Genomic DNA, 22,228 nt, shown 5'->3' with positions numbered 1-22,228 from the left:
AATGAAAATCGCAAATACAACATTCAAAAATATGATCGAGATCATGTTTTTATTAAATAAAAATAATCACCTTGATAATAAGCACCATCAAGGCAATTACTTTAAAAAAATCATTTTTAAACTATTTTCTAATGACTTATTTTTAAAAGCCTCACTCTTTACTTTCTTTTATGATTTAAGCTGGAAACTCGACAGAATTAATCGCTAAATCATTCAATATCGCTTTTGGTCTAGACATTTCGGTATTCGAAATGACAATATCTACTCGACGATTATGCTGACGACCAAGCTTCGAATCGTTAGTATCTAATGGATTCCCCTCGCCATTCGCTACAACGGTTAAACGACCAGAATTAATACCTTTACCGACTAAATAATCTCTGACTGCTGTCGCTCTGTGTTGGGACAATTTCAGATTAAGCGCCTCGCTGCCAACGCTGTCGGTGTTACCCTCTATTACGATGCTGCGATTTTCATACTTATTGAGGAAGACAACCAACTTGTCGAGATCAACCAACACACTCGGTTGTAACTGAGCTTTACCGGTCGCGAAGGATAAATCTCCTAGCGTCATGATCATGCCGCGATTGGTCGCTTTTGCATTGAGTACGCCAAGCTGGCGCTGATATTCTTGGCTGCGATTGCGCTCTGCATCGGCTTGCATGCGCAGCTTTTCCGCATCCGCTTTAGACTTCATTGCATCACCACGCGCCATGGCAACATCACGATTTCTTGCCGCTAATTTAGCCTCGTTACGTTGTTGACTTAGCTGCTCACGCTCTCCAACCAATATGCGGCTTCTTGCTCGCGTTTCAGCGATATCCACTTTGCGATCAGCAACCAACATTAAATGACGACCTAACATTTTGTCCGTTCTTGGCTCTTCAGCCGCCTTAACCGCCAGTTCGGCCTCATTAAACTCTAACGGTGCAGACTGAATTAACTGAGAATTCATCTGCAAGTGCGTCAACTTAGCCCGAACCGTATCTACGCCTTCTGGCTTCGCTGCAGGGCCTGCACAACCCGCAAGTACAAGCAAAGTAGCCATACTGGCCACTTGATAAAACCGAATATTTAATACACTCATGAGCCCGCTCCTACATTGCGATCCATTTCTTGTTTCAGTGCGTCAATACCTTTTTCAATTTCAGCATTGACCTGCTGCTCTTTGATCAAGGTTGATTTAGCGGATGCCAATTCAGCATCGACTTCTGATTCTTGTGCTAAGAACATAGCCAAAGGCATTTCTTCCTTTTCAAGCGCGACACGAGCTTGCTGCAGCTTATTTCGTGCTTCTACCAATTCAGGTGAGGGATAACCGTTCACACCATTTCGGTCAGCATCAGCAATGGCAGTTTCTGCGGCCTGTAAAGCGCTGTACATTTGGGGCTGTGGGTCATGCGAGCAAGCTGCCAGCAAAACGACCATAGCCACCAACGATGAGCCTTTCAGCACATGACGGCGCAGTAAGATAGACGATTTATGCATAATTTGACTCATGCCTTGTGTCCTTTTAAATCCCTTAAATATGCTCAAATGAGTAAAAAGGGCATTGAAATAAAAACAATGAAATATCTTTCTCTATCTACACCCTTTTAATTTAAAAAAATCTCTTTTTTAAATTAAATACAACTTAGTCAATCTACAGGGCTTATTTAGACCTTGTATGTACGCCAACACACAAAGAAATAAATAAATAAGCCAGAAAAAACTCAAATAAAAAAATAAATATAAAAACACTTAATAATAGACTCTGTTCGCAAACGCACTGACGAGGTGAATTAATAGGAATAGACTTTGAAAAACGTTGAATAAACAAACAGATTTCACCATTCATGGCTCGTTTGTGGGTACACGCCAAGATATGACCGAAGCATTAGCCTTTGCCGCCGAAGGCAAAGTAAAAGCCGACATAGAGCTACAGCCATTACCTGCCATTAACGATGTCTTTAAGCATCTGGAAAATGGTGATGTTCCATCACGAGTAGTTATTGATTTCGCAACGACTTAATAAATATTTGAGTTCATCTTTCTAAATAGATAGGAAACTGACCATGCCATTCAATGATTATTACGAAACATTAGAAGTTGAACTCACCGCATCGGCGAAAGAAATTAGGGAGTCTTACCGCAAGCTTGCCCACAAATACCATCCAGATATTTCTGAGCAGGCAAATTGCGAACCCTTGTTCAAAGAAATTACTGAAGCCTACGCGGCGCTGAAACCAGCAAACAAACAATCGGCTGACAGAAGCTCGTCAATGAATGATGTCATCACGTTAAAACACCATTTTTGATGAGTGAATAAGGCTTACTTTTTTAGTACCACATAGGGCAACAAACGATCCGTTTCTGTCTTCACCACGGCGTAACATTCGCAACTCAATTCTTCGAGTTTCGATCTGTCTAGCACGGTGATATGACCTCGGTGATAATCGATCACCCCAAGCTTTTGTAGTTTTCCTGCGGCTTCGGTGACGCCTTCTCGACGCACACCCAACATATTAGCAATCAATTCTTGGGTCATGGTGAGATGGTTATCGGGCAAACGATCAAGTGATAATAACAACCAGCGACACAATTGTTGGTCAATAGAATGATGGCGATTACAGACAGCGGTTTGCGCCATTTGGGTGATCAAGGATTGCGTATAACGCAGCATCAGCTCTAGCAGCTTGCCGTGCCGATTAAATTCTTCCGTTAACATGCCGCCCTTTAAACGATAAGCATGTCCCGCGCTTTGCACTACCGCTCGGCTAGACGTACTTTCGCCACCCATAAATAAGGCGACGCCCACCAAACCTTCATTGCCCACCACAGAAATTTCGGCAGACGCGCCACTTTCCATCACGTAAAGCAAAGACACAATGGCATCGACAGGAAAGTGTACATAAGCCAATTTGTCGCCCGCTTCGTACATCACCTGCCCTAATTCCAGTTTTTCCAACTCAAGAAAAGGAAATATTCGCGTTTGCACTTCCTCAGGAAGCGCGGCTAATAAATGATTCTGTAACGGCGAAAAAGTCGTATCGATTGCATCATGCATAGGATAATTCTTAAGTATTTTTCAAGTGAAAATCAGGTCGCAACAAAAGCGATAGAATGAGACCGTTTCACGAAGTCGCGAGCGAAGCCAAGACGAGGCAAAAATAGACGAAAAAGCAGAGTTTATTGGTTATAAATGAGCATTTTGAGTCTATTTTTAACAAAGTATTGGCAAGCACAGTAATCGTGCAATGATCTCAAGACATTTCTATCGATTAATTACTCAAAGTTCTGTGCGCTAGCGAACACACTACTCTTTATTAAAGCGCAACCTACGATTTACTCACTGAAATCTTGATCTAAATTCTAATTTAACGCATTAAATCCAGATAACACATCGGATAATTCTTCATCGATGTCACTTTGACGCAGACGATGATAAGTTTTATTGAGGTTTTCTTGTATCTCATCGATGTTCTTTTCGGCTCTCTGCATGGCAGCAAGTCGGCTGGCGTTCTCACTGGCAAGCGATTCCGCGCAGGCTCTAAAAAGGCTAACAAACAGATATTCACGCACAAATGCACGACGTGTTTGATCTTGATCTGGCATGACTTCCACAAGGTTATTGCTTGGCCAATCAATAGCAACAAGCTCTCGCTGCCAAGCTTCATCCAAAGGCAAAAGCTGCTGACTCACGGGACGAGAAATCGAATTGGCTTCGGGCTTATGATGAAACAAAAATACTTGGTCAATCAGTCCTTGATCTCGTTTTGCTTCCAGCTCGATTAAAATCTCGCCGACTAATGCCGTAATGGTATTGATCGAATGGGGTAACTCAAAGCTTGCTTCGGTCTTTAAATCTGTCTCTATCAAGCGAGACTCAACCCGCTCGCCTACGGCCCAGAGCATTTTATTGCCCGATAATTTTGCCAAAGAATCGACCACAAACTCGACCATAACTTCATTGAATTGGCCGACTAAGCCTTGATCCGAGCCAAACACAATCACGCCGATGGCGGGTGCGTCTTTCTGAGATCGATTAACGATTACCGCAGGCTGTTCTAATTGGGTACTTTGCGACAAACACGCCGACAATCCCAATTGCACATTTTGATAATAATCATCGAGCGAATGCACGGCTTTTTCGTATTGCCCAATACTCGACGACGCGATGGTTTTCATACTGCGCACTACAGATTCTAAGTCTTGGGCGCTGGTAATTTTGTGACGCAAACTGGCGATACTGTCTGTCATCTTGGCTCACCTGAATCTGTGTCGGTGTTGAAGGTTTCAAGCGCTTGGCGTGCAAGTTCTAAAATCACGGCTTTATCTTCTTTGCTTAATTTATCGGTACTTTCTAAACGCTCAACAATATCATCGGTGATATTCGCGGCAGCATCCCGAACAGCTTGCTCTGCGGCGGGCATATTGTCTAACTCAATGTCATCAAACAAATCTGCGGTCAAAGCGACTAACACGGCGATTTGTTCTGCCATGGACACGGGCGCAAATTCAGGCTGTTTCAAGCAGGCTCGAATGCGTCGACCATGTTCAATGATTTTCAACGTATCGTCGTCTAATCTCGCGCCAAAACGCGCGAAGGTTTCCAATTCCTCAAATTGCGCATAAGCCAATTTAAGATCCACAGTGACACCTCGATACGCGGCTCTTTGTGCTTTACCACCCACACGAGACACAGATTTCCCCACATCAACCGCGGGTAAAATGCCCAGTTCAAATAAGGCCGGCGAAAGGTAAATTTGCCCATCGGTAATGGAGATAAGATTGGTCGGAATGTACGCCGAAATATCCTGCGCTTCGGTTTCGATAATCGGCAACGCCGTCAATGAACCGCCGCCGAGTTCCTCGCTCAGATGGGTCGCTCTTTCTAACAAGCGTGAATGAATATAAAAAATGTCGCCGGGAAAGGCTTCTCGCCCTGGTGGACGACGCAACAACAAAGACAGTTCACGATAAGCGCGAGCGTGATGCGTCAAATCATCGTAGACAATCAGTACATCACGACCTTGCTCCATAAAATATTCCGCGATGCTGGTCGCGGCATAAGGCGCAACATAGGCCAAGCCCGGTGGCTCGTTGCCTTCTGTCACTACCACAACCGTATATTCCATCGCGCCTTGTTCGCGCAACGTGGCAATAACTTTGGCAACACCAGACGCGCGTTGGCCAATAGCACAATAGACACACAAAACGTTTTTGCCGCGCTGATTGAGAATCGTGTCCATGGCAATGGCCGTCTTGCCGGTTTGTCGGTCGCCAAGAATCAATTCTCGCTGCCCACGCCCGACTGGTATCAAGGCATCAATCACTTTAATGCCCGTTTGCAACGGCACACTCACGCCAGATCGATCCATAATGGCTGGCGAAGGTCGTTCGATGGGTAAACGCTCGGTAGTTCCCAAATTGCCCTTGCCATCCAAAGGTTTACCGATTGGATTGATAATGCGACCAATCAAGTTATCGCCAACCGGCACATCGACCACGTGACCAAGTCGTTCGACCTCATCACCGGCTTGCAGATGCCAATATTCGCCAAGCAACACCACGCCAATTTCGTCTTCATCGACATTAAACGCGATGCCATAAATATCACCGGGAAAAAGCAATAACTCGTCGTAACCAACATTGGGCAAACCAGATACTTTGGCAATCCCCGTGGCGACACTGGTAATCTTGCCGATTTCTCGTGGTGACAAAGCGGGTTCGAACGATTCCCGAGCCTGTTTTAAATCAGCAAATAACGCGTCAAACATCGACATCATGAAGCCTGCTCTTGGCTTTTTTCAAGCTCAGGGCTTTGATCTTGAACGGCATTATGAGAAAGCATCACGTCATTGACTCGCTTGGTCAGCGTGGTCAGGTAATCGGCAATGCTCCAGCCAATTTTCTGGCCATGAGAATTGATCTCAATTCCGCTGATCAAATTAGCATCCGTGGCAAATTCAATCGCCACACCATCGCCCAATAAGCCATGTAACGCCTTGGTAATCTGGGTGATTTGTTTTTTAGGCAAGTCAAATGCCGTGTGCACGATTAATGCTTCAGTCGAATCTTGAAAAGTCGCTTGCAAACTGGCCTTTTCAGCGTCCGCTAATGCGTCTAAACGCTTCACAAAAACGTCGGCCATACTGGCTTCCAAACTGGTGTCAGCCAGATCACTAAGCGCTTTACGAACAATGGCAAACACTTCTTCTCGTGCTCGCTGACTTAGGGAATCTTTCAAGCTCAGTTGTTCGTTTTTAAGCGCTAACTCAAGCTTACTGCGCAGCGCGTCGGACTCTTGTCGCACTTCTTCAAGCAATCGCGTCCGCTCGGCTTTCGCTTCCTCGCCAATTTTGTTCATCTGCGCCGTACGTTGTTGATCGAATTCCGTGTTCTTTTGTTGGAACGCTTCACGCTGTTTTTCCGCCTCGGCTCTTTTGCTATCGGCGTCGGCCAGTTCATCGGCAATGCGTTTTTCACGAGCGTCAATCGTGTTCAAAATAGGACGATACAAGAAATGCTTAAGCAACCAAACGAGGACCAGAAAATTGATCAGTTGCGCAATGACGGTAAACCAATCGATCAGCATGATTTATTGACCTGCTGCTTGAGCAATGCCGTAATTCCAAAAAGGATTGGCGAATAGCAAAATCATCGATACGACAAAACAATAAATTGCCGTCGACTCGATCATCGCCAAACCTACAAACAAGGTTCGCGTAATCGTCGCCGAAGCATCCGGTTGTTGAGCCAATGACGTTAACGCCGTCGCTACCGCTTTACCTTCCCCTAATGATGGCCCGATTACGCCGATGGCAATTGTTAGCCCTGCGGTAATAATCGAAACCATTGCAATCATTGTCATGCTGTCCATAGTTACTCCGTAAATATTCATAGTTTTGATTCGTTTGTTTTTTGAGTTTTTGGTTGTTGAACTGCTTTTTTCTGCGTTTGTGTTTTGGAGGAGCGAGTCGCCGCGGCGATGTACACGGTGGCGAGAATGAAAAAGATGTAAGCCTGCACAATGCTGGTTAACAAACCGAGCAAGGTCATCACAATGGGAAATAAGAACGGCGTAATAGTCAGCAAAATCGCGATGATCATCGCACCGCTCATCATATTGCCGAACAATCGCACCGCCAACGCCAGGGTTCGCGACACTTCGCTGATAATATTAAACGGCAGCATAATGATGGTTGGCTTGGTATAGGAAGACAGATACGAGCCGAAGCCTTGCTCATGAATACCAAACACCGGCACAGCGATTAACACACACAATGCCAGCGCCGCCGTGGTGGAAAGCGAACCTGTCGGTGGTTCAAAACCCGGAATAATGGTGCAAAGTGCAGACACAGCGATAAACAAAAATAAGGTTCCCAGAAAACCGATGTATTTTTGCGGCTGGCTTAAACCTACTTCTTCGATTTGCTTGTTAATGGTGATTACCACCACTTCTAGCGCATTTTGCCAGCGTGAACGCTGTACATTGTTAGACAGGTTTCGAGTGATCAGAATCGACCCAACCACCAGCACTAACATCACCAACCAAGTAAAGACTATGGTGGCATTAAGCTTTAAAAAGCCCATTTGCCAATACACAATGAGATCTGGAGTCAGGTTCATAAACGCTCTTCTGTATGAGAATGTTTTTCTTTAAGCCTGTGAATCGGATTGATAATGACAGGGTTGTCTTTCAAACGAATCAGCCGCGTCGCGAACAAACGCAAAACCATAAAGCCAAGTAAAGCTAACAATAATTTCTGCCAGTCATTACCCAGAAACACATAAAAACTCACCATCACAACACTGATGCGAAACAACATACTGAACAAAAACAGCGGCGCGACTACGCGACTGGAACCCAATCGGCGCACTGTCCACCACAATCCTGCAAAATAAAAAATCCCTAATAGCACGCCAACCAAGATGGCATAGGCAAGGCCACCCCAAAAGTTGTCACCAAAATCAATTAACATCGTCGCTGTCCTCCGGTTGGTGAATGTCTTTGTCTTCTTTTTGCACCCAGTGCCACGCATTGAAGCAGCCTAAACACAGGCCAACGACTAGCAAGGCCAGCGTCCACGAACGGTCGCTGGGATACGCACCATCCAACCAAATGCCCAGTGCGGCACCAAGCACAGTCGGAATCGCAATCGACCAGCCGACCAACCCCATCATCCCCAAGCCAGACCAGACAGTTTTGGTCACGTGTCGCTGTGCTTTTAGCTTACGCGCCGCGACCGAGCCAACTTGCTTGCTGTAGTTGTTTTTCGATTTGTGATTTAGAGAGCGGTTTAGATTGCGGCCCGTTTTGGGCGCGCTTTTGTCTTCCTTATCGTTTTTCATGACAAACTGGCATCCTGCTTAAAGGCCACTAAACGCTGAACAAAACCGCTTTCCATCTTGGTCAATGCCGAACGCAGTTTTTGTTCTTGCTCATCAAGCTGAATAAACTCATCTTCTAGGGCGTGGCGTAAATCTTCTAATCCCATGCCATTCATGGCGTTACGCACAGAAATCCGCACATCCGCTCCGGCTTTCACTAATACGCCTTCATCTACGGCAATGTAGGCTTCTTCCTCGCCTGCCACTTCCACCACTAAAATACCTGCGGACAAAGACGCCACACAATCCAATCGATTCGGTAAAATGCCAAACGCTCCTTGCGGTGTGGTCGCGACGATTCGCAGCACTTTTTGTTCTTCGCTAAATACTTTATGAGGCAATAAAACCTTAAGCGTCATGCAGGCTTGTGGCATCCTCGTCCTCCTCGGTTTTTGGTTTATCTTCTGAGGCTTGTTTGCTTTTTTCATGGGCTTCGTCAATCGCACCAATCATGTAAAGTGCGCTTTCCGGATAGTCTTCAAACTCATCCCGCAAAATCCGTTCGCAGCCATCTAAGGCATCATCAAGACTGACCAATTTGTCAGACATGCCAGTGAATTGTTCGGTGGTAAAAAATGGCTGAGTAAGAAACCGCTCTAAGCGGCGAGCACGTCCGACAACCTTGCGATCTTCGGGCGAGAGCTGCTCCATGCCGAGCATGGCGATAATGTCTTTCAATTCGCTGTATTGCGCCAAGGTGCGACGAATCTCTTGCGCGAGATCGTAGTGGCGTTTGCCAATAATGCTCGGCGTCGCCATTTTGGAACTGGACTGCAAAGGATCAATAGCGGGATAAAGCCCTTCGCTAGCGCGTTTACGGGATAAAACGATGGAAGCAGAAAGGTGAGAAAAAGTATGTACGGCAGCAGGATCAGTAAAATCATCGGCAGGCACATACACCGCCTGAATCGAGGTTATCGCGCCGCTGCCCGTATTGGCAATGCGCTCTTCAAGTTGAGACAACTCGGTGCCCATGGTTGGTTGATAACCCAAACGCGCTGGCATTTGCCCCATTAAGCCAGACACTTCCATGCCCGCCTGAATAAAGCGAAAGATATTGTCCACCAGCAACAAGACATCACGATGTTCGTCATCACGAAAATATTCCGCCATGGTCAAGGCGGCATGACCGACGCGAAAACGCGCACCCGGTGGCTCGTTCATTTGCCCAAACATCATCACCATGTTGTCCAGCACACCTGCTTCTTTCATCTCGCGATAAAGCTCTTCGCCTTCTCGGCAACGCTCTCCGATACCGCAAAAGATACTTACGCCAGCATGTTGGCCGACCATGTTATGAATCATTTCGGTCAGCAAGACCGTTTTGCCCACGCCCGCGCCGCCGAACAAGCCCGCTTTGCCACCTCGTTCTAGCGGCATTAAGACATCAATCACCTTGATGCCGGTTTCGAATACTTCGGTTTTGGTGGAACGTCGTGCTAACGATGGTGGTTCATTATGAACCGAGCGCCATTCGACGTCGATCAGCGCGTCTTTTTTGTCAATGGCATTGCCGAACACATCAAACATGCGCGACAAAATCCCCTTGCCTACGGGTGTTTGTAGCGGCTCGCCAGTATCTTCAACTTGCATACCTCGGGCGAGACCTTGCGTCGGTGTTAACGCAATACCGCGTACCCGCTGATCATCCAATTGGGAAAACACTTCAATGGCAATGCTGTTGTCTTTGCCAGTGCGTAATAAAGTACGAATCGGAGGCAGTTGATTGTCTGACGATATATTGTCAAAGCGGATATCCACGACACTACCGCGAATCGAAATCACAGTGCCGATATTTTGAGACCTGGTGGTAGATTTCATATACTGCAAAAACCTTATATTTAGAATCTGATACTTTCGATCTTATAAAAGAGATCTGATAGCAGGATCTAATCGCTGAAATGGCAGTAACAAGTTTATTCGAAGCAAGCGGTTGGCTCTGTGCACTAGCGAACAAAGACGCTTCTTTAACACGTCATTTTTAACTAACTCGCTTGGCATTAAACACTTTTAGTCACCTACTACTTTGCCATCCACCACTTTAATGGTCTTATCGCAGCGCGCCGCCAAATTCGGGTCGTGGGTGACAAACAACACCGTCATGCCTTGTTCTCGGCTGACTTTACGCAGTAGTTCAAATACCGCATCGGCGCTTTTGGTGTCGAGGTTGCCGGTGGGTTCATCGGCGAGTAGTAAGGCGGGATTCATGGCGAGTGCTCGCGCTAAAGCGACGCGTTGTTGCTGTCCACCGGATAACTGATAAGCCGGTTGATCGCGCCAAGGCGTTAAGCCAACACTTTCGAGCAACATGGCGGCGCGCTCTGTCATTGCTTGATTGGGAAATTCGGCCTCGCCCAGTAAGGGCATCATGACGTTTTCAATGGCGCTAAACGCACCCAATAAATTATGGAATTGAAACACAAAGCCAATGTTGTGGCCGCGCATACGAGTCAGCGCGTGATCATCCATGTGAGTAGTTTCTTCATCACAAATGGATAGTGAACCTTCGGTTGGTCGATCCAATAACCCGACAATATTCAGCAAGGTACTTTTGCCCGAACCTGACGGGCCAACCACGGCGCAAAATTCTCCGCGTGTTAGGGTTAAATCAATACCATGCAGTATTTCCACTTCATTCGGTAAGCCTGCGTTAAACGACTTGCGAACACCCTGCATTTGCAGCACTAGGTCTTTGTTGTTGACTTTTTCAGCCACGGATAGCCACCACTGGATCAAGTCGTGCGGCACGTAAGGCCGGAACGAAGGCGGAAATCAACCCCGTTAAGGTCGCCAGTAATAAGGCACTAATAAACAACGGCGGCTCCAAATCCAAAGGAAAAAGCGGCGTACCATCTGGGTTACGCAGCATTTGTTGCCAAATTAATAATCCGCCTCCCCCCAATAAAGAACCAATAACCGCACCACCAAAACCTAACAAGCCGCCTTGCAGCAAAAAGATACGCAAGATTTGTCCGCGCGTAATCCCCATCGCTCGTAAAATGCCAATTTCTCGTGATTTTTGTACCACAGAAACCACCAAAACACTGGCAATACCCAAGGCAACCGAGAGCGCGACAAACAGACGAATCACGGTATTTGAGCTTTGCTGTGCGCCTATCGCAGTGAACAGCTGGGCGTTGTTTTTTATCCAACTATCGGCTTGCACTCCGGTTGAGGCTTCAATGCGCTGGGCAATAATCTCGGCGGCACAAATGTCTTTCACATTGACATCCAACACAGAAACACCGCCCACTAATCCCAATAAGCTTTGCGCTGTTCGCAAGGCGACAAAGGTGCTGCGTGAGTTGGCGCCTTTATTACCAAAATCAAAAATACCCGAAATGGTCAAGGTGTTGTCACCGCCAGTTGCCGAAGTTACGCGCAGCTTGTCGCCTAGGCTTAACCCTAAATCACTCGCTAATTCACTGCCTATTAAAATGTCTGAACCGGTCAGGTTCATTGTGCCGCTGACAATTTTGTCGGCCATGACAATAATCTGAAAATACAAATCTGGCTTCACGCCGTTTATAGAAATGGCGCGGCTGGTATCGCCTCGCACCACAAAAGCCGACCCCGTCGCCGCGGGAGATACCACTGTCACATCGGCCATGTTGGAAATTTGCACCGCGATACTTTGCCACTGATCGATACTTTTGGTGCGTTGTGGCGGCGCTTGCATGATAGCGCCTTCTACAGAATCCACATTGCTACGTAGCGGCCGCACTATCTCTTTGGGAGGCAACAGCTGAATATGCGCTTGTCCAGTCAATACACGAGTCGTAATGTTAGATTGCAAGCCAAGCAATAAGGCGGACATAAAGACAATCACCGCCACGCCCAAGGCGACACCGCTGATGATAAACGCCGTTTGAATGCGCCCTTCCCCTAAAAAACGCAATGCAACAATCCATTCAAACGGTTGCCAACTGGGTAAGTTTTTTAGCTCGCTCGTTTCTAATGCTTTCTCGCTCATAGCGAGTCAGCTTGCTGCAGTGGACGAATACGGTCGCCATTGGAAATGGCAACGGAACCAATCGGCACCACTTGATCTCCAGCATTTAATCCTGTTAGCACTTCACTCATGCCATCACTGCGTAAACCAAGGGTGACGGCTTGTCGATGAACTTGATTGCCATCCAGCTTTAACACCCAAGGCGCGGCGGAATTGACATCATGCAGTGCATCACTAGGAACCAGTACAGCATCGCGGCGATTTGCCACTTCAATATCCACAGAGACCGTCATGTCTTGGCGCAAATAATCAGGTGCTTCAGCCACGCGCAGCTTTACTTCTACCGAGCCTCGATCAGCGTCTATTCCTGGGTTGATGTACACCAGTTGGGCGCTAAAAAGCTGTTCGGGATAAGCATCAGCCGAGGCCAAAGCAGATTGATTTAACCTGAGCAAATGCAGGTTTTTCTCTTCAATTTGCACCACCATTTCGGTTTCACCAGATGGTGAAAGCTGCATCAAAATTTTGCCCGGTTGCACCACGTCGCCAAGCTCCACATTGCGCGTAATCAACACACCAGCCATGGGCGCTTTTAAAATGGTATAGGCCAACTTTGCCTGAGCGAATTCAAGCCCTGCCTGAGCTTGTGCAACACTCGCTTCGGCTAATGCGAATTGGCTACCATTCGCTTGCAGGCTGATCATTTGCAATTGCAAACTGCTAACTTTGCTACGAGTCACCTGCTCGGCACGTACCGCTTCATCTAGACTCGCTTGGCTAATCAGATTTTTTTTCAATAAGGTTTTACTACGCGCCAAATTTTGCAAGGCGGCCACTTGATTGGCCTTGCCTTCGCGTACGGCTTGTTCTGCCATCGGTGCTTGCACTTCATGCAATTGACGCAGCTGTGCTGTTGCCAATTTCACAGCTGCCTCGGCCTGACTAACCACCGCATGCAGTTCACTAGATTCCAATTCGATCAATGGCGTATCGATCTCAACTTTTTGTCCTTCGTCGACTGGCACGGCGTGCACTGTGCCAGTAATTTGTACGCCGATGTCCACTCGATGAGGTGCTTCCACTCGCCCACTGGCAACCACAGTTTGCACAAAGTCTCGCTGGACCACGGTTTCTAACAAGACTCTTGGCCCCAACATAAAACGCACCCCTACCGTTATCGCCAAGGCCAAAATAGCGATACTCAGCAAAATAAGGCCAATGTGGTTACGCGTGAAACCAAAGATCTTTTTGATTACCATCGAACCTCCGCTAACTTTAGCAACCGTTCAGGCATTGGTGCTGTTCTGATGCTTGAGGAAATAAGTTGCTCAAGCATGTTTTCAAGATTAAAACGTCTATTGAACTTAAAACAAAACTCGCCCAGATAACGCGGTAAATGCTTAAGGTTGATCGCATGATAAGTACCGTGCATCGCATTTTTTACATTGCTAATCATTGTGTTTACCCATTGAAAATAAGGTAACTCAACACTTTCAAATCCACCTCCTGTCACGATGGTTTGATGATACACATCGGCGCTTTCTACCCCCTTAAAACAGGCCAAACCGTCTGAAATAACAAGCGATTGAGGAGTAAGGTGCTCTTTAGCCCAACAGGTTAATTCTTCTGTTTTAAACCCGGTAACAACACTAAAACGCATAGCAATAGGGTGCCCTTCTTCATTCATCGAGACGGCGGCAACAAAAGGACGCTTTCCTTTTGCTCCACGCCCTCGTATTCCTCGTCTAACTCCGCCCCAGTAAACATCATCAAGCTGAATACAACCCTTTAGAGGCGTTTCATCATCCCGCTCTTTCATGGTTTGCATCAATTTATGCTTCATACGCCAAGCGGCGTTGTAAGAAATACCAAGCTGGCGAGACAACTCTAATGCAGAAATACCATTTTTCTCTTGAGTCATAAGATAAATGGCTAAAAACCAGACTTTAAGAGGCAATTTTGAGGAGGAAAATAACGTGCCAGATGTTAGTGAACCTTGATGATGGCAGCGATTGCATTGATAGAGTTGCCTTGCTGTTAACTCACAATATTGATCACACCCACAATATTCACAGCGGTAACCAGCAGGCCATCGCATATCGAACAGTCGTTTACGGCACTGCTCTTCAGTACCAAATTTCGACATAAAAGCATGAATTGAAAGACCTTTTTGAAACTGAACCTTATTCTTTGCCATGATGATTATCTCCGTTCTGTTCTGGCTTTAAGCATAGTCTATAAGAGCGGAATTTGAGTGGTAATCAGAAAGATCTTTGAGGTGACCGTTGAGGTAACGCCTGACGTAACGATTAGCGGCTCGCTGGTCTTTTTAGAATCGCTTGCGCTGGTCATGATCTATTCCAAACTCTTTAGAGACGTTAACCTGCTTTTATGATGACTCGATGAGCCAACATGACGGGCGATTTGTGCTTTGGCGGCCTTGATAATATGAGCAGGCTCAAAACCAAAATGCTGTTCTACCACTTTTCGCGGTGCCGACAAGCCAAAGGATTGCATGCCAATGATTGCCCCTGCACAACCTGTGTAACGTTCCCAACCAAAAGTCGACGCCTCTTCCACGGCGACACGGGCGAGAACCGCTGGTGGCAACACTTGATCCCGATAATCCTGCAACTGGCTTTCGAACAATTCCCACGATGGCATGCTGACCACGCGCGCTTTGATGCCTTCGATTTTTAATTGTTCGTACGCCGCCACACAGAGCGACACTTCACTGCCGGTTGCCAATAACAAGACGTCTGGTTTGCCATCTTTCGCATCGGCAACAATATAAGCGCCAAAAGCCAAACCACTGGCGCTGCCATACTTAGAGCGATCCAGCGTTGGCACCGCTTGGCGAGTTAACACCAGACACGCTGGCGTATGATTACTGGCCATAATAACGCGCCACGCTTCGACCACTTCATTCGCATCCGCTGGCCGTATCACCATGATTCCCGGCATGGCGCGCATGGCAGCAAGGTGTTCCACGGGTTGATGCGTCGGGCCGTCTTCGCCCATGCTGATCGAGTCATGTGTCCAGATCGAAATTAGCGGCAACTCCATCATTGCGCTGAGCCGAAGCGCCGCTCGACAGTAATCGGTAAAGACAAAAAAACTCGCCACATAAGGCCGTAATTTAGACAAGGCAAGACCGTTGCCGATGGCGCACATGGCATGTTCACGCACACCAAAATGGAAGTTTCGTCCAGCGTAATTGTCCGCTTGAAAATAGTCAGAACTGGTTGGTTTTCCGGCCTTCAATTCTCCAATTTGTCTCATGCTACCATTGGATTCAAAAGACAATTCCGTCTTGGTAGAAGGCGACAAATCTGCCGAGCCACCCAGCAACCAAGGCACTCGTTGAGCAATGGTATTAAGAACCAGCCCTGAGGATTCACGTGTCGAGATGTCTTTACCGTCCGCCGTGAAGGTAGGCAAGCCAAAATCCCAAGCTTGAGGAAGATGCGTTTGCTGCATCTGAGTGATTTGCCCAGCTAATTCGGGATATTGATAATGATAGGCAGCAAAGGTTTTTTGCCATTCAGCATGAGCTTTTTCACCACGTTGACCAAAATTCGCCGCGAAATGGTCGACCACTCCGGCAGCTACATCGAATTGGGATTCTGGGTCGGTACCATAAAATTCTTTGGCAAGACGCACTTCTTCTGTCCCAAGCGGTTCGCCATGGGCTTTTGCGGTATCTTGTTTATGGGGTGCGCCATAACCAATATGACTCTGCACCATGATCAGAGTCGGACACTCTTCTGTATCAAGAAACGCCTGATACGCCGTGCTTAGTTGCGTTAAATCATTGGCGTCGCTCACCCGCACCACATTCCAACCGTAAGCCTTGAAACGCGCGCCCACGTCTTCACTAAAAGTGATATCAATGGAACCTTCGATGCTGATGTGATTGGCGTCGTAGATCCAACACAAATTCGATAATTTCAAATGCCCGGCCAAAGAAGCCGCTTCGCTGCTAATGCCTTCCATCATGTCGCCATCGCCACACAAGGCATAAACGTTATGATCAAACAAAGCATAATCAGGACGATTATAGGTCGCCGCCTGCCAGCGTTCTGCGATAGACATACCGACACTGGTCGCCAAGCCTTGCCCAAGCGGCCATGTGGTGGTTTCCACGCCGCTGGTCCAGCCGTGTTCAGGATGACCAGTACAACGACTGCCAAGTTGGCGGAACTGTTTGAGATCTTCCATGGTGACCGCTAAGCGCTCGCCTGCTGGATAACTCGCCCCCTTTGCTTTCACACCAGTCAGGTGCAATAAACTATACAACAAAGCGCAGGCGTGACCGGATGACAACACAAAGCGATCTCTATTCAGCCATTCAGGATCTTTTGGATCAAAACGGAGAAAACGCTGCCACAAGCAATACGCCGTTGGCGCGGCATCCATTGGCGTGCCGGGATGCCCCGATTTGGCTTTTTGTACGGCATCGATAGACAGAGTACGCAGCGTATTGATAGCAAGCTGGTCGAGCATTAACTGTTTCACTTTGGCTGACTCCTAAAAAATCGTTAAAAAGGCGCTTCGTCGTTTTCTGGTTTGCTATTTTTTGACGTACTGTTTTTTACTTGCTGACTTTTCTGCTCAATCACCGCCAATAAATCGTTCCAAGACTGAGTAAAAGCGTCTGCGCCCTCTTGTTGGAGCTGATCAGCCAATGCGCCAACATCAATGCCTTCTATGGCGAATTCCAACAGCTTGCTTTCAGCATCAACACCATCAATCGACATCACGCTAGACAAAGCGCCATCTTTAGAGAAGCTTAGTAATGTCTTTTCTGGAATCGTATTAATGGTGTGTGGCGCAGCAAGCGCTGAGACGTAATAAGAGTCAGAAATCGTTGGATCTTTGCTGCCCGTGCTGGCCCAAAGCAAGCGTTGTGCGTTGGCGCCAGCCGCCTTTAGCGATTGCCAATGTGGCGCGGCCAGTAGTTCGCAATAGTCTTTGTAAGCTTGTTGCGCGATGGCAATACCAAGATGATTGCGTAAGTCAGAAGACACTCTGTCATTGACGGCAACATCCCAACGACTGATAAACAACGAAGCGACTGAGCCGACTTTCGGATCAAGTCCTTTTGCAATTCGTCGTTCGATACCGCGCATATAAGCCTCAGCCGCGGCGAGATATTGCTCGCTAGAAAACAGCAAGGTCACGTTAACGGGAACACCCGCAAAAATCGTTTCTTCAATGGCCGCTAAGCCTGCTGGAGTACCGGGAATTTTGATAAACAAATTTGGACGCTGAGCACGTTTATGCAGATCCACAGCAGCGGCAACCGTGCCAGCGGTATTGTTCACCAACAATGGCGAGACTTCTAACGAGACCCAACCATCCATACCATCAGTATTGTCAAAGATGGGGCGTAACAAATCCGCCGCACGGGTTAAATCTTCTAGCGCCAGTTCGAAAAACAACGCTTCACCTGATAAACCGTTTGCGGCTTTTTCAGCGATGGCTTGGTTATAGTTATCACCATCTTTGATCGCTTTATCAAAAATAGTCGGATTCGAGGTCAGCCCCGTCACATTCAGATGATCAATATAATGCTGCAGCGTGCCGCTGTTTAGCAGCTCGCGAGTAATATTATCGAGCCAGATACTTTGACCGAGCATATGCAATTGCTTAGTTGTATCCATTCCTTCAAAAGGATTACTGCCTTCAAATGGATCGCTGTCTTTAATAAAAGTCATAGTGCCTCCGATGGCGCAGAACGCGCTTTCACAGTGTCAAGACCAATGCAAAAATCGTGATGAATCAGCTCGCCGATGTGTTCAATGGTGACATCGGCCGCTGGATAAGGATGTGTCTTTTCTGGATCGTGGGCGTAATGACCTTGCTTTGGAAAAACCGTAGTAAGCCGGCTTCCCAAAACGCGTTTCATGGCGGTCAAAATACGTAATTTATCGTCCACCATCACATAACGCTGGGCTGGATAATGCTGCTCAACCGCATCGAGCATGGTTTCTTTATGGATATAAATCAGCACCTGACCATCCACTGCCTCCCATAACCCTGAACGCTTGATTTTTCTCGGCTGCAGGACGGCTTCACCATCAGTCAAAATGACGGTTTTACCTAGGATTTGCAGATGTTTAATGAGTGTCAATACATTAGGGTAGAGTCGATCCACAAAGGGATAATCAAGAAAGAACTCAGCGATTAAGAGCCCGCGAGCATCATCAAGATGTTCAAGGCGATACTGTTGCAGCGCGCCTAGATAATCCGCATAACCACGCTCTTTGCGTAATGTTTCGAATATCACCCAATAACGAACGCTGTTTTCCACGCCAATTTCACGAATTAAAAACGCCCTCAACTCCACTAAAATGCGGTCGTTGTCGAGCAAGGTGTTATCAACATCCAGCAGAAAAACAATCTCGTCTATTGCTCTACTATTCACCATTAGTTGGCCGCAACGGAATATTCGCCGCGGCGCGCTGCTTTATCGTTGGCCGCACCTTGAAGTAAGACTTTTTGAGCCGCTTCAACATTGTCATCTTGCCCAAGCCAAACTTCTAACGCGGGCAGCTCAATCGCCCGAGAGAATGAAAACGTCAGCGCCCAAGGCAAGCGAGATTTGTATCGGTTATTCATGGCATTTAAACGCGCCGAGGCCAGTTCTGGCGTTTGTCCGCCGGATAAAAAAGCAATGCCTGGCACCGCCGCAGGAACAGTTCGCAACAAGCAATGTACTGTCATATCAGCGACGGTTTCGACACTTTCCTGTACTGCACAACATAATCCGGGCAACACCATGCTGGGTTTTAACAACAAGCCTTCTAGCAAAACGCCTTGCTCATTTAAGTGTTGGAAAACCGCATGTAAGACCGCTTCTGTCACTTGCGCACATTGTTGCAAGGTATGGCTGCCATTCATCATCACTTCAGGCTCGACAATCGGCACCATCCCAGCTTCTTGGCACAAAGCCGCATAACGTGCGAGGGCATGAGCATTGGCTTCAATACAGGCTTTAGATGGCGTTACTCTATCGATCACCCTTGTTTGAATAGCGTCGACATCAATGCTGAATACCGCCCGCCATTTTGCGAAGCGCGCGCCCATCAGGGCATAAGCCTCCAGCCGTTCGCGCAAACCGTCTAAGCCTTCGGTGACTTTTTCGCCCGGATGCCCCGCCATATCGACAGCGCCAGCATCGACCTTGATGCCGGGAATAATGCCGGCATCCATCAGTACATTTATGAACGGCGTACCATCCTGAGTGTGTTGGTGAATGGTTTCGTCGAACAAAATAACGCCGCTGACGCTATCGCTTAATCTAGGCGTGGTGACTATTAATTCTCGGTAAGCCCGTCGCATGTCTAAGCTTTGCGCGATACCCAATTTGGCAAAGCGGCGATTGCATGTCGCTACACTTTCGTCCATCGCGAGCAGGCCTTTATCATCGGCCATCAAGCGCTTAGCGGTTTCTATTAAGTGACTTGTAGAGCCGATTGCCTGGCTTGATGAGCTCGAATCATTCATCCTTATTACTCCATTTCCAATCGCGAATTTCCGGCATATCGACACCGTATTCATTGATGTACTGACGATGCTCTATCAGTTTTTCGCTCAACATGCGTTTTAACTCGTCGCCTTTCACGCCGGTTTGCGGTAGTCGGTCAATCACGTCCATTACGAGGTGAAAACGATCCATGTCATTCAATACGGTCATGTCAAAGGCCGTAGTGATCGTGCCTTCTTCTTTGTAACCGCGAACATGGATATTGCGATGATTGGTGCGACGATAGGTTAATTTGTGAATCAGCGATGGATAAGCATGAAAGGCAAAAATAACCGGCTTATTTTCAGTAAACAGTAAGTCGAACTCGGCATCATTCAAACCATGTGGATGCTCGGTTTGTGGCTGAAGTTTCATTAAGTCCACCACGTTCACCACACGAATATTCAGCGCAGGCAAATGCTCTCGCAAAATAGACACCGCGGCTAAGGTTTCCAGCGTTGGAACATCGCCACAACAGGCCATCACCACGTCCGTTTGGTCATGTTGATTTAAACCTGTGTCGTTGCTCGCCCACTGCCAAATGCCAATACCTGCCGCACAATGTTTGACCGCGGCGTCCATGTCTAACCATTGCGGCGCTGGATGCTTCCCGGCAACAACCACATTGACGTAATGCTTGCTGCACAAACAATGATCCATCACTGAAAGCAAACAGTTGGCATCGGGTGGCAAATAGACTCGCACTATGTCGGCTTTTTTATTCACCACGTGATCGATAAAGCCCGGATCTTGGTGAGTAAAGCCATTGTGGTCCTGACGCCAAACATGAGAAGCCAAGAGATAATTTAACGAAGCGATCTTAGGTCGCCAAGACAAACCAGCGGTAACTTTTAGCCATTTCGCGTGCTGGTTAAACATAGAATCTACGATGTGAATAAAGGCTTCGTAGCAATTAAATAAGCCATGTCGGCCCGTGAGTAAATAGCCTTCTAGCCAGCCCTGACACTGGTGTTCGCTGAGCATTTCCATCACTCGACCAGTGGGCGCCAGGTATTCGTCATTAATATTTGTGGTCGCTTCCCATTGTCGATTGGTGGTTTCGAATACCGCCTCAAGCCCATTAGAAATGGTTTCATCTGGACCAAATACTCGAAAATTGTCTTGATTAAGCATGACTACATCACGCACAAACGGCCCGAGCACATGAGTGTCACCAACGCCGCGCACACCGTGTTTTGGCACCTCGCAAGCGTAGTCACGAAAATCTGGCATTTGTAAGGGTTTCAGTAGCAAACCGCCGTTGGCATGAGGGTTCGCGCCCATGCGGCGCTCACCTTGTGGAGCCAGTTCAGCTAGCTCTGGTAACAAGCGGCCAAGGCTATCGAATAATTCTTGAGGACGATAACTGCGCAACCATTCTTCTATTAATGGCAAATGTTCCGGTTTCGACTCTGGATTAGAAATGGGAACCTGATGAGCATGAAAAGTGCCTTCTATCTGCACGCCATCAACTATCTTGGGGCCAGTCCAACCTTTTGGAGATTTGAAAATAATCATCGGCCAACGTGGACGTTCAAATACACTATTGTCTTGGGCATTTAATTTAATCGCTTTGATTTCTCGAATGGCTTTGTCGAGCGCCGTCGCCATCATCTGATGCATCAATTCAGGATCGCTGCCTTCAACAAAAATAGGCGTCCAACCGTAACCACAAAATAACTGCTCTAGTTCTTGGTGACTGATGCGCGCCAAAACCGTAGGGTTCGCAATCTTGTAGCCATTCAAATGCAAAATTGGTAACACCACGCCATCGCTAACAGGATTCAGAAACTTGTTGGAATGCCAAGCGGTTGCCAGCGGCCCAGTTTCGGCTTCGCCATCGCCCACCACACAGGCTGCAATTAAATCTGGATTATCAAATACAGCACCAAAGGCGTGACTCAATGAATAACCCAATTCTCCACCTTCATGGATGGAACCGGGACATTCGGGCGACGCATGGCTAGGAATGCCACCGGGAAAAGAAAACTGTTTAAACAGTTTTTGTAGGCCGATTGTGTCTTGGCTTATGTCAGGATAAATCTCACTGTAACTGCCTTCCAGATAGGTATTAGCCACTACCGCAGGCCCACCGTGACCGGGGCCTGAGAGGTAAATCATGCTCAAATCGTATTGCTTAATAATGCGATTCAAATGCACGTAGATAAAATTCTGACCGGGCGTCGTGCCCCAGTGACCCAGCAAAATACGTTTGATATCGGCAAGCACCAAAGGCCGCGCCAATAGCGGGTTATCGTGAAGATAAATTTGCCCAACCGACAAGTAATTACTCGCTCGCCAGTAACTGTCTATTAAGCTCAGTTGATCCGGCGCTAGTGCTGCGCTTTGCATCGTCATTTTTGGCACAGTGA

General features: G+C 47.4%; 23 protein-coding genes. 2 read left to right on the top strand and 21 right to left on the bottom strand.

Translation table 11 applies throughout. The features are described from left to right. Positions 1-175 precede the first annotated feature (175 nt). Both ACO05V_RS12640 and ACO05V_RS12635 read right to left on the bottom strand, forming a co-directional pair. The gene (locus ACO05V_RS12640; RefSeq protein ID WP_421851824.1) at positions 176-1,087 is read right to left on the bottom strand and encodes an OmpA family protein; all 912 of its coding nucleotides are present in this window, start codon (positions 1,085-1,087) and stop codon (positions 176-178) included. Continuing rightward, the gene (locus ACO05V_RS12635; protein ID WP_421851821.1) at positions 1,084-1,500 is read right to left on the bottom strand and encodes a DUF4398 domain-containing protein; all 417 of its coding nucleotides are present in this window, start codon (positions 1,498-1,500) and stop codon (positions 1,084-1,086) included. The genes ACO05V_RS12640 and ACO05V_RS12635 overlap by 4 nt, the downstream gene beginning before the upstream one ends. Before the next feature lie 307 nt (positions 1,501-1,807). On the opposite strand from ACO05V_RS12635, the gene ACO05V_RS12630 reads away from it, so the two are divergent. Next, positions 1,808-2,011: a hypothetical protein gene (locus ACO05V_RS12630; protein WP_421851818.1), complete on the top strand. Its 204-nt coding sequence runs from the start codon at positions 1,808-1,810 to the stop codon at positions 2,009-2,011. A 43-nt stretch (positions 2,012-2,054) separates the two neighbouring features. Next, complete coding sequence (locus ACO05V_RS12625; RefSeq protein ID WP_421851815.1) at positions 2,055-2,297, top strand: DnaJ domain-containing protein; 243 nt, start codon at positions 2,055-2,057, stop codon at positions 2,295-2,297. 14 nt (positions 2,298-2,311) lie between these two features. Here ACO05V_RS12625 and ACO05V_RS12620 read toward each other — a convergent pair whose 3' ends face one another. From ACO05V_RS12620 to ACO05V_RS12530, 19 genes are all read right to left on the bottom strand, one after another. Further along, a complete protein-coding gene (locus ACO05V_RS12620; protein WP_421851812.1) occupies positions 2,312-3,046 on the bottom strand; it encodes a Crp/Fnr family transcriptional regulator in 735 nt (244 codons plus the stop codon). Positions 3,047-3,351: 305 nt separating this feature from the next. Beyond that, a complete protein-coding gene (locus ACO05V_RS12615; protein WP_421851809.1) occupies positions 3,352-4,239 on the bottom strand; it encodes a F0F1 ATP synthase subunit gamma in 888 nt (295 codons plus the stop codon). Continuing rightward, on the bottom strand, positions 4,236-5,768 hold the full coding sequence (locus ACO05V_RS12610) for an alternate F1F0 ATPase, F1 subunit alpha (protein WP_421851806.1): 1,533 nt from the start codon (positions 5,766-5,768) through the stop codon (positions 4,236-4,238). Before ACO05V_RS12610 ends, ACO05V_RS12615 begins: the two co-directional genes overlap by 4 nt. After that, positions 5,765-6,577: a F0F1 ATP synthase subunit B gene (locus ACO05V_RS12605; RefSeq protein WP_421851803.1), complete on the bottom strand. Its 813-nt coding sequence runs from the start codon at positions 6,575-6,577 to the stop codon at positions 5,765-5,767. Before ACO05V_RS12605 ends, ACO05V_RS12610 begins: the two co-directional genes overlap by 4 nt. 3 nt (positions 6,578-6,580) lie before the next feature. Further along, positions 6,581-6,862 carry a F0F1 ATP synthase subunit C gene (locus ACO05V_RS12600; RefSeq protein WP_067217971.1) on the bottom strand — a complete coding sequence of 94 codons (282 nt, stop codon included), beginning with the start codon at positions 6,860-6,862 and terminating at the stop codon, positions 6,581-6,583. Positions 6,863-6,879: 17 nt separating this feature from the next. Then, positions 6,880-7,611: a F0F1 ATP synthase subunit A gene (locus ACO05V_RS12595; RefSeq protein WP_421851800.1), complete on the bottom strand. Its 732-nt coding sequence runs from the start codon at positions 7,609-7,611 to the stop codon at positions 6,880-6,882. Beyond that, positions 7,608-7,964 carry an ATP synthase subunit I gene (locus ACO05V_RS12590; protein ID WP_421851797.1) on the bottom strand — a complete coding sequence of 119 codons (357 nt, stop codon included), beginning with the start codon at positions 7,962-7,964 and terminating at the stop codon, positions 7,608-7,610. The genes ACO05V_RS12595 and ACO05V_RS12590 overlap by 4 nt, the downstream gene beginning before the upstream one ends. Then, the gene (locus ACO05V_RS12585) at positions 7,954-8,334 is read right to left on the bottom strand and encodes an AtpZ/AtpI family protein (RefSeq protein ID WP_421851794.1); all 381 of its coding nucleotides are present in this window, start codon (positions 8,332-8,334) and stop codon (positions 7,954-7,956) included. Before ACO05V_RS12585 ends, ACO05V_RS12590 begins: the two co-directional genes overlap by 11 nt. Further along, complete coding sequence (locus ACO05V_RS12580) at positions 8,331-8,747, bottom strand: F0F1 ATP synthase subunit epsilon (protein WP_421851790.1); 417 nt, start codon at positions 8,745-8,747, stop codon at positions 8,331-8,333. The genes ACO05V_RS12585 and ACO05V_RS12580 overlap by 4 nt, the downstream gene beginning before the upstream one ends. Then, positions 8,722-10,194 carry a F0F1 ATP synthase subunit beta gene (atpD, locus tag ACO05V_RS12575; protein WP_421851787.1) on the bottom strand — a complete coding sequence of 491 codons (1,473 nt, stop codon included), beginning with the start codon at positions 10,192-10,194 and terminating at the stop codon, positions 8,722-8,724. Before atpD ends, ACO05V_RS12580 begins: the two co-directional genes overlap by 26 nt. A gap of 189 nt (positions 10,195-10,383) precedes the next feature. Further along, complete coding sequence (locus tag ACO05V_RS12570; protein WP_421851784.1) at positions 10,384-11,088, bottom strand: ABC transporter ATP-binding protein; 705 nt, start codon at positions 11,086-11,088, stop codon at positions 10,384-10,386. Further along, on the bottom strand, positions 11,081-12,346 hold the full coding sequence (locus tag ACO05V_RS12565; protein ID WP_421851782.1) for an ABC transporter permease: 1,266 nt from the start codon (positions 12,344-12,346) through the stop codon (positions 11,081-11,083). The genes ACO05V_RS12570 and ACO05V_RS12565 overlap by 8 nt, the downstream gene beginning before the upstream one ends. Continuing rightward, a complete protein-coding gene (locus ACO05V_RS12560; RefSeq protein ID WP_421851779.1) occupies positions 12,343-13,584 on the bottom strand; it encodes an efflux RND transporter periplasmic adaptor subunit in 1,242 nt (413 codons plus the stop codon). Before ACO05V_RS12560 ends, ACO05V_RS12565 begins: the two co-directional genes overlap by 4 nt. Then, positions 13,578-14,522: an IS1595 family transposase gene (locus ACO05V_RS12555; RefSeq protein WP_421851776.1), complete on the bottom strand. Its 945-nt coding sequence runs from the start codon at positions 14,520-14,522 to the stop codon at positions 13,578-13,580. The genes ACO05V_RS12560 and ACO05V_RS12555 overlap by 7 nt, the downstream gene beginning before the upstream one ends. 158 nt (positions 14,523-14,680) lie before the next feature. After that, positions 14,681-16,843 carry a transketolase gene (gene tkt, locus ACO05V_RS12550; protein WP_421851773.1) on the bottom strand — a complete coding sequence of 721 codons (2,163 nt, stop codon included), beginning with the start codon at positions 16,841-16,843 and terminating at the stop codon, positions 14,681-14,683. Positions 16,844-16,866: 23 nt separating this feature from the next. Beyond that, positions 16,867-18,045 (bottom strand): transaldolase, encoded by a 1,179-nt coding sequence (gene tal / locus ACO05V_RS12545; RefSeq protein ID WP_421851770.1) that lies wholly within the window; start codon positions 18,043-18,045, stop codon positions 16,867-16,869. Then, a complete protein-coding gene (locus ACO05V_RS12540) occupies positions 18,042-18,758 on the bottom strand; it encodes an HAD family hydrolase (protein ID WP_421851767.1) in 717 nt (238 codons plus the stop codon). The genes tal and ACO05V_RS12540 overlap by 4 nt, the downstream gene beginning before the upstream one ends. Next, on the bottom strand, positions 18,758-19,837 hold the full coding sequence (locus tag ACO05V_RS12535; RefSeq protein WP_421851764.1) for a class I fructose-bisphosphate aldolase: 1,080 nt from the start codon (positions 19,835-19,837) through the stop codon (positions 18,758-18,760). The genes ACO05V_RS12540 and ACO05V_RS12535 overlap by 1 nt, the downstream gene beginning before the upstream one ends. Beyond that, positions 19,830-22,214, bottom strand: a complete 2,385-nt coding sequence (locus ACO05V_RS12530) for a phosphoketolase family protein (RefSeq protein ID WP_421856961.1) — start codon at positions 22,212-22,214, stop codon at positions 19,830-19,832. Before ACO05V_RS12530 ends, ACO05V_RS12535 begins: the two co-directional genes overlap by 8 nt. Positions 22,215-22,228 lie beyond the last annotated feature (14 nt).

The organism is Marinomonas sp. (genome assembly GCF_965225885.1).
In the GTDB taxonomy this organism is placed as follows: domain Bacteria; phylum Pseudomonadota; class Gammaproteobacteria; order Pseudomonadales; family Marinomonadaceae; genus Marinomonas.
Note: the sequence above shows the minus strand (reverse complement) of the source record. Positions and strands in the feature narration are given on the sequence as shown.